The organism is Glutamicibacter sp. MOO4 (genome assembly GCF_056934395.1).
On the sequence record NZ_CM167800.1, the window covers coordinates 273,397 to 286,881 of the forward strand.

10 protein-coding genes are annotated in these 13,485 nt (G+C 56.4%); 5 read left to right on the forward strand and 5 right to left on the reverse strand.

Going from position 1 to position 13,485, the window contains the following annotated elements; all coding sequences use genetic code 11:
- The first annotated feature begins 1 nt into the window (after window position 1).
- Complete coding sequence (locus AC1Z3F_RS01245; RefSeq protein ID WP_483566379.1) at window positions 2–931, forward strand: COX15/CtaA family protein; 930 nt, start codon at window positions 2–4, stop codon at window positions 929–931.
- Here the strand turns inward: AC1Z3F_RS01245 and AC1Z3F_RS01250 are convergent.
- Window positions 928–1,389, reverse strand: coding sequence for a metallopeptidase family protein (locus AC1Z3F_RS01250; RefSeq protein ID WP_131090165.1), 462 nt, complete (start codon window positions 1,387–1,389; stop codon window positions 928–930). The two genes, AC1Z3F_RS01245 and AC1Z3F_RS01250, sit on opposite strands and share 4 nt — an antisense overlap.
- Before the next feature lie 99 nt (window positions 1,390–1,488).
- On the opposite strand from AC1Z3F_RS01250, the gene AC1Z3F_RS01255 reads away from it, so the two are divergent.
- Together AC1Z3F_RS01255 and AC1Z3F_RS01260 are read left to right on the forward strand one after the other, a co-directional pair.
- Window positions 1,489–1,875, forward strand: coding sequence for a DUF3499 domain-containing protein (locus AC1Z3F_RS01255; RefSeq protein WP_131090164.1), 387 nt, complete (start codon window positions 1,489–1,491; stop codon window positions 1,873–1,875).
- Between the two features lie 179 nt (window positions 1,876–2,054).
- Window positions 2,055–3,563, forward strand: coding sequence for a TIGR01906 family membrane protein (locus tag AC1Z3F_RS01260; RefSeq protein WP_131090163.1), 1,509 nt, complete (start codon window positions 2,055–2,057; stop codon window positions 3,561–3,563).
- A gap of 73 nt (window positions 3,564–3,636) precedes the next feature.
- Here AC1Z3F_RS01260 and AC1Z3F_RS01265 read toward each other — a convergent pair whose 3' ends face one another.
- Together AC1Z3F_RS01265 and AC1Z3F_RS01270 are read right to left on the reverse strand one after the other, a co-directional pair.
- Window positions 3,637–5,478 (reverse strand): AMP-dependent synthetase/ligase, encoded by a 1,842-nt coding sequence (locus tag AC1Z3F_RS01265; protein WP_131090162.1) that lies wholly within the window; start codon window positions 5,476–5,478, stop codon window positions 3,637–3,639.
- 78 nt (window positions 5,479–5,556) lie between these two features.
- A complete protein-coding gene (locus AC1Z3F_RS01270) occupies window positions 5,557–7,077 on the reverse strand; it encodes a dolichyl-phosphate-mannose--protein mannosyltransferase (RefSeq protein ID WP_262198205.1) in 1,521 nt (506 codons plus the stop codon).
- Between the two features lie 158 nt (window positions 7,078–7,235).
- Here AC1Z3F_RS01270 and rsmI point away from each other — a divergent pair, with 158 nt between their 5' ends.
- Together rsmI and AC1Z3F_RS01280 are read left to right on the forward strand one after the other, a co-directional pair.
- On the forward strand, window positions 7,236–8,096 hold the full coding sequence (gene rsmI, locus AC1Z3F_RS01275; protein WP_483566380.1) for a 16S rRNA (cytidine(1402)-2'-O)-methyltransferase: 861 nt from the start codon (window positions 7,236–7,238) through the stop codon (window positions 8,094–8,096).
- A gap of 136 nt (window positions 8,097–8,232) precedes the next feature.
- Entirely contained in the window at window positions 8,233–9,720 is a 1,488-nt protein-coding gene (locus AC1Z3F_RS01280; protein WP_483566381.1) for an NAD-dependent succinate-semialdehyde dehydrogenase, read from the forward strand.
- Window positions 9,721–9,806: 86 nt separating this feature from the next.
- On the opposite strand, the gene AC1Z3F_RS01285 is transcribed toward AC1Z3F_RS01280, so the two are convergent.
- Together AC1Z3F_RS01285 and AC1Z3F_RS01290 are read right to left on the reverse strand one after the other, a co-directional pair.
- On the reverse strand, window positions 9,807–12,221 hold the full coding sequence (locus AC1Z3F_RS01285; protein WP_483566382.1) for a transglutaminase TgpA family protein: 2,415 nt from the start codon (window positions 12,219–12,221) through the stop codon (window positions 9,807–9,809).
- The gene (locus AC1Z3F_RS01290; RefSeq protein ID WP_483566383.1) at window positions 12,221–13,402 is read right to left on the reverse strand and encodes a DUF58 domain-containing protein; all 1,182 of its coding nucleotides are present in this window, start codon (window positions 13,400–13,402) and stop codon (window positions 12,221–12,223) included. The genes AC1Z3F_RS01285 and AC1Z3F_RS01290 overlap by 1 nt, the downstream gene beginning before the upstream one ends.
- Window positions 13,403–13,485: the final 83 nt, after the last annotated feature.

The following is a 13,485-nucleotide window of genomic DNA, read 5'->3' on the forward strand; positions in this document are numbered from 1 at the left end:
TATGATTACCCCCTTCGGCTGGCTAGCTAGCCGATACATCTTGGAGCGTCGTGCCTTGCGTGCGGCCAGCTTCACGGCACTAGCTGCTGCCATCTTGATCATCGTGGGTGGCGGCGTGGTTCGCGTGACCGGCTCCGGGCTAGGCTGCCCGGATTGGCCGGCCTGCACCGATGGGTCACTTGCACCCACGGCGCAGATGGGCATCCACGCAACCATCGAGTTCGCCAACCGAATGCTCACCACGGTGCTCTGCGTCGCGGTGGGTTGGGTCATCATTGCAGCTCGTCTGCAACGCGAACCAGTTCCCACCATTACTCGGTGGGCCTGGCTACAGTTCTGGTTGGTCGTTTTGAATGCGGTACTTGGTGGCGTGACCGTATGGGTCAAGCTCAATCCGTTTATGGTCGCCGGGCACTTCCTTGCAGCGACTCTGTTGCTGACCGCTGCGGCTATTACCTGGGATAAAACTCAGAACCTTGAAGCCAGCGAACCACCGTCGAGCACCAGTGAACTTAGGCGATGGGGCACCATCGCGGTCATCATCAACGCGGTGCTGGTTGTTTTGGGAACCGCCGTCACGGGTTCCGGACCGCATGCCGGAGATTCGGCCGACGTTCCACGTATGGGCTTTGACTGGCTAAGCATCACCCTCATCCACGCTATCGCGGCCTTTGCGGCGTTGGCAGTTACCTTGATCATCTGGCGCAAAGCCAAGACTCAGCAGGTCGCAGCGGTGTCTCGTAAGGCCAAGATCTACGTTCTGGTTTTCGCCGCTCAGGGTGTGATTGGCATCGTTCAGGCGCTGACCCATTTGCCTGAACTGTTGGTGGTCTGTCACCTGGTGGGTTCGGCCCTGGTATGGATCGGGGCGGTGCGCCTGATGCTCGCCACCCACGCGCCAGCACAAGTTCCGGCGGCTACGCGAAGCTAAAAGTCTTCGGGATCTTCGGGGAAGTAGGACGGGTCAATCTCGTTGATCGGTTTCACCCATAACTGCGCCACCTCGTGAACCACACACTGGTGAACGAGGTCCATCAGCTCTGCGGTGCTATCGGCGATCTGTTCAATCGGCAGACGATAGATCACCAACTCGGCACGCTTATGAGCGGTGGCCGGAGTTGACGATGCCAACGGGATACGATCGGAGACTGCTTCTGCCTGATTGATGAGTTTCTCGCTGGGCACCGGCTCAATGAGGAAATCAATCTGTTCAACTTTATTTGGCCAGCGTTCAGAAAGCCTTTGAGCGCTGGCCATTACTGCGTCGTCGAACCGTTCCGGACGGGAGCGGTAGGCCGGCAAATGAATGGGGATCAGTGGCCCGCGCCGTCCGCGGCCATGGCGATTACGCCGCGGACCACTGGGACGATCAGGCAACTTCGAGTTCATCGTCTCAGCCTATCGCTTAGCACGCTCATGGACCGGCTCCGGCCCACGAACACTGCTAGATCCCCAGCATCAGGGCATCCCACGAGTAGAATAAATAGCGTGGAAGGTCTTCGTCTTTGTTCTCGCCCAGCGTGCCGTGAAACGGCTCGTGCCACCCTCACCTACGTATACGCCGATTCAACGGCCGTGCTAGGTCCATTGGCTACTTACCCCGAGCCGCACTGCTACGACCTCTGCGCTCGGCACGCCAATCGACTCACTGTTCCCAGTGGTTGGTCGCTGATTCGAGGTGCCATGCCTGAAGTGCTTGAGCCCGAAGATGAGTTGAACGCCCTCGTGGACGCGGTGCGCGATAAGCAGCCGCAACCTCATGAATCACGTCATTCCTCCAGCACGCCAGCAGATTCGGTGCGCTCTCGCGATATCAGCAGCCAGCGTTTTGACTCTCGGGTCCGTTTGGCCATGCTCCCTGACGAAGAAAAGTAGTCTAGGCTCACGTATTTAGCCTTTGACGTCCTGCTTATCTCCTAGCCCAAACGTGATTTAGGTGTGGTAATCCGTCGGTTGAGCCCTTGCGGTGGATAAGCTGGAGGCGCGTGAGCCCTCGGTGGCTTACCAGTAACCTAAAACATCACACCATCGCGCGAATTGCAGGAGGTCTGCTCATGGCTGAGGCGGCGAAAAACCCAACCGAGGGGCAAGGAAATGCGGGTCAGCCTGCACCGGCTGCCCCGGAGCGAGCACCCAAGGCGTCACTGAGCCAAAAAGCAGAAGAGCTTGCCGCGCGTCTGGAAGCTCATAAGAATCAGGCTCAGGCCGAAGTAGCTGCCCGCAAGGAAGCTGTTCGCCGAGCCATGTCTGGCAAGTCTGAGTCTGGCACGAACGAATCCGAGACCAATCCAGCTGCTTCACAATCGTCACCTGCAAAGCCGGCTGAGCAGAAGCAGCCTGAACAGAAGCCTGCAGAGCAAAAGTCGACCGCGGACCAGCCAACTGCGCAGAAGCCTGCAGAGCAGAAGCCAGCAACGGCCCAGCCCGCAGCAGCTAAGACTGAGCAGCAGAAGCCAGCGGCAACTACACCTGCACCGGCAAGCACTCCAGCCAAATCTGCTGCTGAAAAACCAGCCGCTGCCAAGCCAGCAGCGAAGCCTCAAGCTCAAGAGCCGGTAGAAGACGTCATTCGCGCCATCAAACTGCCTCACGAACTTGAAGCAGAGAAAAATGCCAAGAACGAACCTGTTGCTCCAGCAACTACCGTTCAACCTAAGGCTGAGCCCGAGAGCAAAACTACCGTCCAGCAGGTCCCACCGGTAGCAGTTGCACCGAAGACCGGCTCACTGCCAACCACCAAAGCAGCCGTAGCCCAGGCACGCAATCGTGTCTTTGGTAGCTATGAACCAGAGCCAGAGCGGTCCGAAGCAGCACAGAAGCGTCGGGTGGCTCGTGAGCGGGCGCTGAACTCCAAACCACCACTGGGGCGCACTGCGCAGGTTGTTGTTGCCTTGATCTTCCCCGTGCTCACCCTGATTACGGCCATTCGCCTGATCGCCACCCCGGCATTCCTAGCGCTGTCCTATGGCCGCCCAGGATTCCCTAGTGACCTCTTCGGATTCAGCGATGATGAACGACTGACCTACGGCAGCTACGGACTGGACTACCTGAACAACTTTGCTGGCCCGGAATACTTGTCGGGGCTTAAGCTTTCCACCGGTTCAGCTATGTTCACCGAGGGCGAGGTTCAGCATATGGTGGACGTCAAGCACCTTATTGGTTTCTCCTACATCCTTGGCATCATCTTGGCAGTCATCTTGATTGTTGGTGTTTGGTACCTAGCTAAGCGTTATGCCGGTGGGGTACGCCGGGCCCTGTTCTCTGGAGCTATTCTCACTTTGGTGATGATTGCGGTCCTGACTGTCGCCGCGCTGATGGGCTGGGAAACCTTCTTTACCCAGTTCCACGCGTTGTTCTTCTCGCAAGGTACATGGACCTTCAGCGTCAAGGACACCTTGATCCGCTTGTATCCTGAGCAGTTCTGGGTCGACAGTGCCATTGGAATCGCTGTATTGGTTGTTGCCACCGTTGTTGTGGTTCTTATCAGTTGCTGGCCAACCGGACGCCGCCGTGAGGCCGCAAGGCTTCGGCAGGAAGCACGCGCCTTCGGTCTGGGTGGCTAAGAGAAAACTGCATAAAAACGAGCTGAGGTGCCGCACAAAAATTGCGGCACCTCAGCTCGTTTATGTCAGGATTTTATTTTGTGTAAAGGCCCTGGATCGTCTGATCAAACTGCTCAATGACGGCTTGACGCTTGAGCTTTAGTGAGTTGGTCAGATGTCCTGAGGCTTCAGTAAGTTCGTCGTCAAGGACCACAAACTTACGGATTGATTCGGCCTTGGAGACCGTCAGGTTTGCCGTATCAACGTAGGTCTGCACCTCCGCAATGACCTCAGGATGAGTGGCTGCCTCAGCCAGGGACAGCTCGCCCAGTCCCTTAGCTTTGCCCCACAAGACCAGTTCTTCATGGTCCAAGGTCACCAGAGCCGCGATGAACGGAAGCTGGTCACCAACAAGCACACACTGAGCAACAATTCGTCCGGCGCGAACCATTTCTTCCAAAGGCCCGGGGGAGACGTTTTTGCCACCAGCGGTGACGATTAGTTCCTTCTTGCGCCCGGTCACCTTCAAGAAGCCTGCTTCATCGAGTACACCGGTATCGCCAGTCTTAAAGAATCCGTCAGCATCAAAAGCTTCGGCGGTTGCCTTTGGATTGTTGTGATAGCTGGAGAAGACGCCGATGCCCCTAATGAGGATTTCCCCGTCCTCCGCGATTTTCACGCTGGTGCCAGGGATGGGCCGGCCCACCGTTCCCACACGGGTTCGAGATCCTTCATTCACCGTTGCCGGCGCGGTAGTTTCGGTCAGGCCGTAACCCTCCACCAGCTTGATTCCTGCCCCGCGGAAGAAGTGCGCAAGATCTTGGTTCAGAGCGCTGGCGCCAGAGATGGCGTAGTCGCATTCGCCGCCAAAGACATTGCGCAGCTTTGGATAAAGCACCTTGTTGAACAGTGCATGGCGGGCCCGAAGTCCTAGAGGGAAGCGAGCCTTGTTTCCGCGTGCACGCGCGTCACGGATTTTGGATACCTCGATGGCAACTGCTTCAGCCTTGAGGAAGACCTCGCCCTTGCCACTGCTTTCGGCGGTAGCAAGCGCTGTGGTGCGGATCTTTTCAAAGACGCGCGGTACTGCCAGTAAGAACCCTGGCTTCACAGCGGCCATATCTTGAATCAGGGTGCCCATCGAACTTGAGTGTGCGACGATCGACCCGCCATGGATGCAGGTCTGCTGCACCGCACGGGCCAAGACGTGCGCCAGCGGCAAGAACATCAAGGTACGACGGTCCTTGCCTAGGACGTCGGGCATATTGCCTGCGAGGTTGTGAGCCACCATGGCAAAGTTCGAGTGGGACATATTGCAACCCTTGGGCCGTCCCGTGGTGCCGGAGGTGTAGACCATCGTGGCGACATCTTCGAGCTTCATTGAAGAACGGCGGGATTCAATGAGCTCCTCGTTCACCCGTTCAGGGGCAACCAGCAGCTGGTGTAGACCAGCCGAGGGGATCAGCGACTTGTCCGCCTGATCGGATCCTTCAAAAATGTGGGTGCGTACTTCTTCACCCAATTGTGCCACCGCGCGACGGACGTTGGCACGCAGCTCATGATCCTCGGCAAAGACAACCCGAGCACCTGAATCACGCAAGATCCATTCAATTTGGAAGGGACTGGAGGATTCATAGATGGGCACCGAAACTCCGCCAGCAAACCAGATGGCTTCTTCAGCAAGAGCCCATTCGTACCGAGTGCGAGAAATGATCGCGACCTTGTCGCCGGGCTGCAAGCCATCATTGACCAGCGTGGTGGCAAGGCGTTTCACGTCAACGAGGAATTTTGCTGCACTGATATCGTGCCACTGACTCTCGCGCTGCACGCTGAACAGGGGCAGATCCGAGCCGCGGGCGACGCGGTCAAGGAGTAGATTCGTCGTATTAAACTCGGGCGGTAGCTCGGTTAGTAGCTCGACGGAAACTTCTTGCATGGAAGCTAAATCCTTCTTGAATCGAAAATCATCAAAGTGGCCTATCTTATGGCTTTAAGGCCCAGCGACCACCGGTGCCTAGCCCCAGCTAGGGATCCACACATGGAGGCGCCACAGTTCATCCGCTATCATTTCCCCAGTCCAGATTGACCAGAAGAATGCTGAAGTGACTAGGAATATCACTAGCACTAAGGTGACCACGACGATGCGTGAGCGGTACTCGAGGGCAGAATTCGACTCCCGTGAAACGAACTTGCCAATCATATACGTCAACGAAAGCATCATGAACGGGACCAGCGGCAAGGTGTAGAAGAAGAACATGGTGCGTTCCGGGTACATCAGCCAAGGCAGGAAACCAGCTACAGCTGAGGACAAGATTGCCCCTGCGCGCCAATCTCTCGCGCCAATCCACCACAGGATCAGCAAGAACATGCTGATGGAGCAAGCCCACCACAATAGCGGGTTGGGAAGATCGGTGATGACCTCGGTGCAACGCTTGAGATCACAACCGTTGGCGCCCTTGTCGTAGCCTTCAAAGTAGAACAGCACAGGGCGCCCGGCAAAAGGCCAAGTCCATGGTGAGGACTGCCAGCCATGTTCTGAACTCAGCCCGGTATGGAACTCGTAGCCTGCCTGATGGTAGTGCCACAAGGACCGGAGCGGCGCTGGCAACCAGCTGACTCCTTGGCCAGGATTTTCCTCGGCCCAGTGCCGATAGCGTCCACCGGTTGTGACCAGCCATCCGGCCCACGTGGACAGGTAGGTCATAAATGCCAAGGGCACCATGGTGAAGAAGGAGTAAATTCCGTCACGAGTGAAGGTCGAACGCTGCCACTGATGAATGCCAGCGGTACGGCGAGCAGCAAAATCCCACAGGACGGCGAGCAAGCAGAAAACCGCGACGAAGGACAAGGCGGACCATTTGATCCCGACGGCGCCACCGAGCATGACGGCTGCTATCAGACGCCAAGGACGCCACCAGAGCATGGGACCTTGTTTTAGTAAAAAGTCATCGGGGCGGTTGCCTTCTGGGACGGCTAATTTGCGGGCCAGTTGTGTGCGCCCATGCACCCGATCTTTGAGCAGTGCGTAAAAGGCCGCCAAAACGAAGAACATCAGGAAGATGTCCAACAAAGCGGTACGGGACATCACAATTGAGTGACCATCAATGGCCATCAGTAGACCGGCGATACCGGCCAGTGTGTGGGAGCCGAAGAGCAACCGTGCACACAAGGTCACTAGAAGGACCGCCAAGGTGCCGAATAAGGCGGTGGAGAATCGCCAACCGAATCCGTTGAAGTCGCCAAAGACCAACATGCCCAGAGCGATTAACCACTTACCCAAGGGTGGGTGAACCACGAAGGAGGAGTCTGCGGACAGCTGCGGATTTCCAGCAATGAACTGAGGATCGCTTTCGTCTGCCCATTCGCGCTCATAGCCACTTTGGAGTAGCGAAAAAGCGTCTTTGACGTAGTAGGTTTCGTCAAAGATCAGCATGTGAGGGTGGGCAAGATTTACAAAGCGGAGCAATCCGGCCAACAGCGTGACGGCTAACGGGATAATCCACATCAGCGGACCGGAGGCCACAGCGGTTGGCAAGAGCCGAGCTTTCAGGCTCTGAAAAGTGTAGGCCTGCCGTGCTGAGCGGACATGGCCAGCGTCCGCGGAGTATAAAGTCGAGGTGCCCATCACCAACTCATGCTACCGGCGGAAAGTACAGAAAGTGGGCTTTTCCTACTTCGCGTAGGCTTAAGAATGTGCAGATCTCAGAGAATGAGGGCGTAATCGTCCTGGGCGCCACCCCGATTGGCAATTTATCCGATGCATCCCCGCGATTGCGGGAGATGATGACCAGCGCGGATATTATCGCCGCGGAAGATACTAGAAACTTCCACCACCTCGCTCACGCCCTCGGTATCAAGATCACCGCCAAGGTCATGAGCCTCCATGAGCACAACGAAGCTCACAAGCTCTCCGAAGTCATTGAACTGGCTGCGCAGGGTGCCACCATCCTGGTCGTCTCGGATGCTGGCATGCCTGCAGTTTCTGACCCCGGTTACCCACTGGTGGCTGCTGCCCTCAGCGCGGGGGTCCGGGTCACCGCAGTACCTGGCCCATCAGCCGTACTGACCGCACTTGCCCTTTCCGGACTTCCCACGGGACGCTTCACCTTTGAGGGCTTCTTGCCTCGTAAGGCGGGGGAGCGACGCAAACGTCTGGACACGTTGCTCCATGAAGAACGCACCATGGTCTTCTTTGAAGCACCACACCGCCTCGGTGATTTTCTTGACGCTGCCATTGAAGCTTTTGGCGAAGACCGCCAAGCTGCGGTGGCTCGCGAACTGACCAAAAAGTTTGAAGAGGTTCGCCGTGACTCACTGGGTGCCTTGAAGACTTGGGCCGAGCCTGGAGTGCGTGGAGAAATCGTGGTGGTGATCCACGGTGCCGAAGAAGCTGAGCCAGCAACCATTGAGGAACTGCTGCCCAAAGTCTCAGATCTCGTGGAGCAGGGCACCCGAATGAAGCAAGCCGTGGCTGAGGTGGCGGAAAAGTTCGGTGCCAAAAAACGTGACCTGTATGAGGCTGTCTTGGCACAACGTCACGAAGCGAAGAAATAGCAAAATTCGCATAGGCTGATTGCACAATGAATCTACGCTTTTATAGTGCACAGGGCGATTTACAGTTTGCTCATGCCGAGAATAGCGTAGGCATCAACGACGATTAGTTTCATTTAGAGATTCAGGAGATGCGCGTATGTCGATCACTGCCCAGCGCGAAGCAGAACTGCTTGCCAAGGTTCCAACCGGTCTTTTGATTAACGGCGAATGGCGCGATGCCTCGGACGGCGGCACTTTTGATGTGCTTGATCCGGCCACCGGTGAAAAGCTACTGACCCTAGCCAGTGCCACCAGCGAAGACGCCATGGCAGCACTGGATGCAGCCGACGCGGTTCAGGCTGAATGGGCCTTGACCGCACCACGTGATCGTGCCGAAATTCTGCGCCGTGCCTTTGACTTGGTCACCGCACGCAAAGATGACTTTGCCCTGTTGATGAGCCTTGAAATGGGTAAGCCACTGGCCGAAGCCTACGGCGAAGTGACCTACGGTGCTGAGTTCCTGCGCTGGTTCTCCGAAGAGACCGTGCGCCACTACGGCCGTTACATCACCACCCCAGAGGGCAAGAACAAGGTCCTTGTTCAGCACAAGCCAGTTGGCCCATGCCTGTTGATCACCCCATGGAACTTCCCATTGGCGATGGCCACCCGTAAGGTCGGCCCAGCGATTGCTGCAGGTTGCACCATGGTGCTCAAGCCAGCAAAGCTGACCCCACTGACTTCCCAGCTGTTCGCAGCCACCATGATGGAAGCTGGCCTTCCAGCAGGTGTGCTCAACGTTGTTTCGGGCTCCTCGGCTTCGAAGATCTCCGCTCCACTGATGCAGGATGACCGCCTGCGCAAGGTTTCCTTCACCGGTTCCACCCCAGTGGGCAAGCAGCTGATGAAGGATGCCGCAGACAAGGTTCTGCGTACTTCGATGGAATTGGGCGGCAACGCACCATTTATCGTCTTTGAGGATGCTGACCTGGATGCTGCAGTTGAGGGCGCCATGGCTGCCAAGATGCGCAACATGGGCGAGGCCTGCACCGCAGCTAACCGCTTCTTGGTTCACGCTGACGTTGCCGAAGAGTTCACCGCGAAGTTCGCTGAAGCGATGAAGGCTCTGAAGCCAGGACGTGGCACCGAAGAGGGCACCACCGTTGGCCCACTGGTTGAAGAGAAGGCCCGCGACGAAGTGCATGCACTGGTCGAGGCTGCCATCAGCGCTGGCGCAACCGCCGTGACCGGTGGCGCACCAGTTGAAGGCCCAGGCTACTTCTACCAGCCAACCGTGCTGGCTAACGTTGCCAACGACGCCAAGATCCTTACCCAGGAAATCTTCGGCCCAGTTGCACCTGTCACCACCTTCACCTCGGAAGAAGAAGCCATCAAGCTGGCTAACTCCACCGAGTACGGTCTGGCTTCCTACATCTACTCGCAGGACTTCAACCGCATGTTCCGCGTTTCGGAGCAGATCGAATTCGGTCTGGTTGGCTTCAACGCTGGTGTTATCTCCAACGCTGCAGCACCATTCGGTGGCGTGAAGCAGTCGGGTCTGGGTCGCGAAGGCGGCGCTGAAGGCTTGGCCGAGTACACCACCGTGCAGTACATCGGCATCGCCGATCCATACGCTGCAAAGAAGTAATCTGTGCATCCATAGATGCCAATCATGAAATGAGGCCCAGCCATTTGGCTGGGCCTCATTTCTTTAAGAAACTAGTGTGGGCGTCCCTATCTGGAACGTTGTTTGTCGCGGAGTCCTGACCGTAACGACGGCGGGACAAGGAATGTAGTTAGTCGTTGCCAGACCGACAGCTGAGCACGCAGTTGCTCTTGAATTCTGTGCAGGGCATTGAGCGCAGGTGCTTCATCGGTTTCACCAGGGTGGCGATCGGCGTAGAAACTCTGCTCAACAACTTGCTGAATCTGTTGGAGTTCTGGGGCCAAAGCCGGGTAGTCAACAGATAATCTAACCGTGTAGTCTCCAACGGACTCGTGAGTACCAGCCGGGAGCTTCGCGTCGGCTCCGACACTGAGCAGTTCCGCCCACAAGGCTTGGGCAGCCTCTGGTGTGCCAGCACGGATTTGTTTCAGACGTTCCTGCCGGATGCGATTACGACGCCAAGGGCCGATGCACAACACAGCGCCAATCAACACCAGCGCCACAGGAAGCAACCATAGGTTCGTTGCGCCCTGTTCACTGGTTTGTGGCGTTGCAGCCTGAGCCGAGGGAGTTGCTGATGGTGTACGAGTCGGAGTGCTGCGGGTTGTAGGTACTTCAGGTGCGGTGCTTTCCGAAGGGGCCGCGCTCCGGGTTGCTTCTGGCGCATAACTTGGGGTGTAGCCTCGACCTGGTGTTGGCTCAAAGGGAACCCAGCCTAGGCCGGTGATAAATAGCTCAGGCCATGCGTGCGCCTGTTGTCCGCTGACGGTATAGCCTTCAAGTTTGGTGCCAGGCTTGGCGGTTCTTTCAAACCTCTGCGGACTTCCAATTTCTTCAGCATTAATGGATTCACCAGTAGCAACGCCTGGGGCGTAGCCCACGGCAATGCGCGAAGGGATTCCTGCTTCACGCGCCAACAGCGCCATTGCCGAAGCAAAGTGAACGCAGTATCCCTGCCTGCGGTCTAGGAACGCCTCGACCACTTGTGCGTTGGCTCCGTCGTAACCTTCACGCAATGGGGTGCGCTCTGAGTAAGCGAACTTTCCAGAACGGAAGAAATCTTGGATGGCTGCGGCCTTAGCCAATTCGGTGTCCGGGCTCGCCCCATCCGCATAGGCTTCGTCGAGAGTCTCTCGCAATAGGGGCTGCAGCGAGTTTTCTTCATTTGTCGGAAGCCGGGAATATTCGCTGGACACGCTGGGCCCGCTCATCGCACCCCACCCGGCAAGTTCTTCAACTAGTTCAGGCGTGAATTGAAGTTGTTCATAAGCTACGGAGATATCTTTGGTTGCGCTTAACGCGTCGCCACTGAGTCTGGCCACAGAGGTTTCATGAGTCCAACGCCAATCGCCTTGGATGCCTTGGACAAAATAACTTTGAGCCGGCAGCGGGAGCAACGGGTTGGTGTTGTTATTGGGCCAGGTCATTCGCAGTACTTGTTCAGAACTACCAAACGAGGAGTAATCACTGGTGACCGCGGTGTCACCGTAGTAATCAGAATAGAAAAGGTTCTCGCTCGGTTCCCAGCGTTGCTGGGTCAAATCTGTGATGACTTGGGTTCGCAGATATGGAGCTTGGTCTGCACTGGTGTAGTACGTCAAGAACGGTTTTTTACCGTTTGATCGTAGATCTCGCCCCAAATGGATGAGTGGGTCTACGTTATTGGCCAGCAATTCTCCCGAGGGGCGTTTACCCTCGGGGAACATGCCTGCACGAAAACCGGGCATCCATAAACTCGCGGCGAACAGCGAACCTATACAGGCCAGTGCAGTAATTCCAAAGACGCCCAATGTCTTGGCTGGCGGGAATTTATGTTGAGCTGCGCCCTGAGAAACGGAAGTGAACGTGTACGGCAACAAAGCTACATAGCCCAGTACACCAACGACCAGAAGGGCGAGAAAACCTATTCCGGCACCTTCCTGCTTAAACAGGGACGCAACGATAGGTGCAAAAGACAGCGGAATAACGGCCAGCAAAGCGGTGCGTCGGAATGTGGCAAGTATTTGCGTCAGCAGACTCACTACGAGGGCAAGAACCAGTATCGAGAGGTCGATATACGCTGAGCTAGCCACCGGCGGAACTTGAGTTGCCAGTTGCAATCCTGCTTCAGAGATCGAAGAGAAAAACCACTGCATTGGTGACAGACCGTAGGCATTTGAGTCCATGGCGTCGTGGCCCATGACCGCAGCCAAAGCTACAAGGGCTGCAGCTGGCAAAGCTAACCAGCGGATCACCCGGATCCCGCGGATCAACCCGTAAACCAGATGAAGTACAACAACGGGGAAGATCAGGTAGGGCAGCCATGAGGTGCCCTCGACCACTCCGGTCAGTGATGCTGTTCCGGCCAGAACCGCTAGTGCTAAACAAAGCGCGGCCAGGCCTCGGGCTAGTAAATGATCTATTGCTGGCGCGCGAGAAGACTCAACGGACGGCTGAGCCTCAGAAGGGTTGGTCACTGGTGAATCTTGCACTTCGACACCCACTAGTTTCCCCAAATCTGTTCGACGCCAGAGGTGCCGGGCAGGAGATGAATTTTCCAACCGGTTGTTGAGAGCTCTTGCTGAACCGCCGCATATCGTTCTGGGTGGGTAACGAGAATAAATAGCTCCACACGTCGTACCGTGCGAGCCAATGTTGCTAGCCAGCTGGCTTGGGCAACGGTGAGTTCTCCCAAGATCATGATCACTGGTTCTTCGCGAGAATCTAGCATGTCCTTTTGCAGACCTGAACCCAATAATTCAGTTGGGTCAGTTGCTTGAGTGCTCGTGTCTAAAGCAAGTCCTGCTGTGGCGGCATGGAAAGTGTCAAAGCTTCGATGCGCTGAATGATCCGAAGCTACCTGGTGCTGTCCGGCGATAATCGGTGTTCCCGATAGGTCACGGAACGATAAGTTGTAGCCGCTGCTGGCAAAACGAAGTCCGATACTGCTTGCCAAGGACAGCGCCGTCTCAAAGCGACGGCTACTTGGTAAGTCTTCTTGGGAACCGTTGGGGATCGCTAGACGAAGATCTGAACCATTTTGACACCAGTGTTCATGGTCAGTATCCAAAATCAGCAGAGCATGAGCGGTGGCTACGTGATTCTCTTGACGAACCATTAGCTTGCCTTGACGCGCGCTAGCCTTCCAATGAACCTGTCGGATGGAGTCACCCTGTTGATAGTCACGGATGGCCACGTCATAGTAATCAGCTGTGGTGCTATGCGAATGTCGTGCATCGCCCGAGAGCGTTTGTTCGCCGAGGTTCGCGAAGCGCTGGAGATCCAAGAGCTTGGAACGGACAGGGACGTTGAGGGTATCTCCTGCGTTGACCATCCCACGGATGAGGCCCAAGGAGTCGGTAATGATTTGCTGTGCCGGACCAACCTGGTGGACGCCACGGGTTCCGAACACCAATTCGTACTCACAGTAGCCGGGTGCATCAAGAACTGGTCCACGGGCGAAAGGCTCAGGTAGCTGCTCCTGAATCATCGATGATTCACTGGCGCTTAGACGGAATCTAGATACGTCCCCGACGCTGGGTTCCACGGAAACAAGTTCTCGGTGTATTTGAGTACGTGCTCGAAGGCTTGATGCCAACGCCCAACTGATGATCGCCAAGACCAGTAAACAGATCCCGAGAGCCATCAACTCGTGGCGACCGAATAGGTAAGCCAAAAAAATCATGAGGGCTCCTGCACCAATGGTGCACCAGCCACGAATCGTAAATAGATCTAATCGGAATCGACGTAGCGCTAAGGGCACAGAAC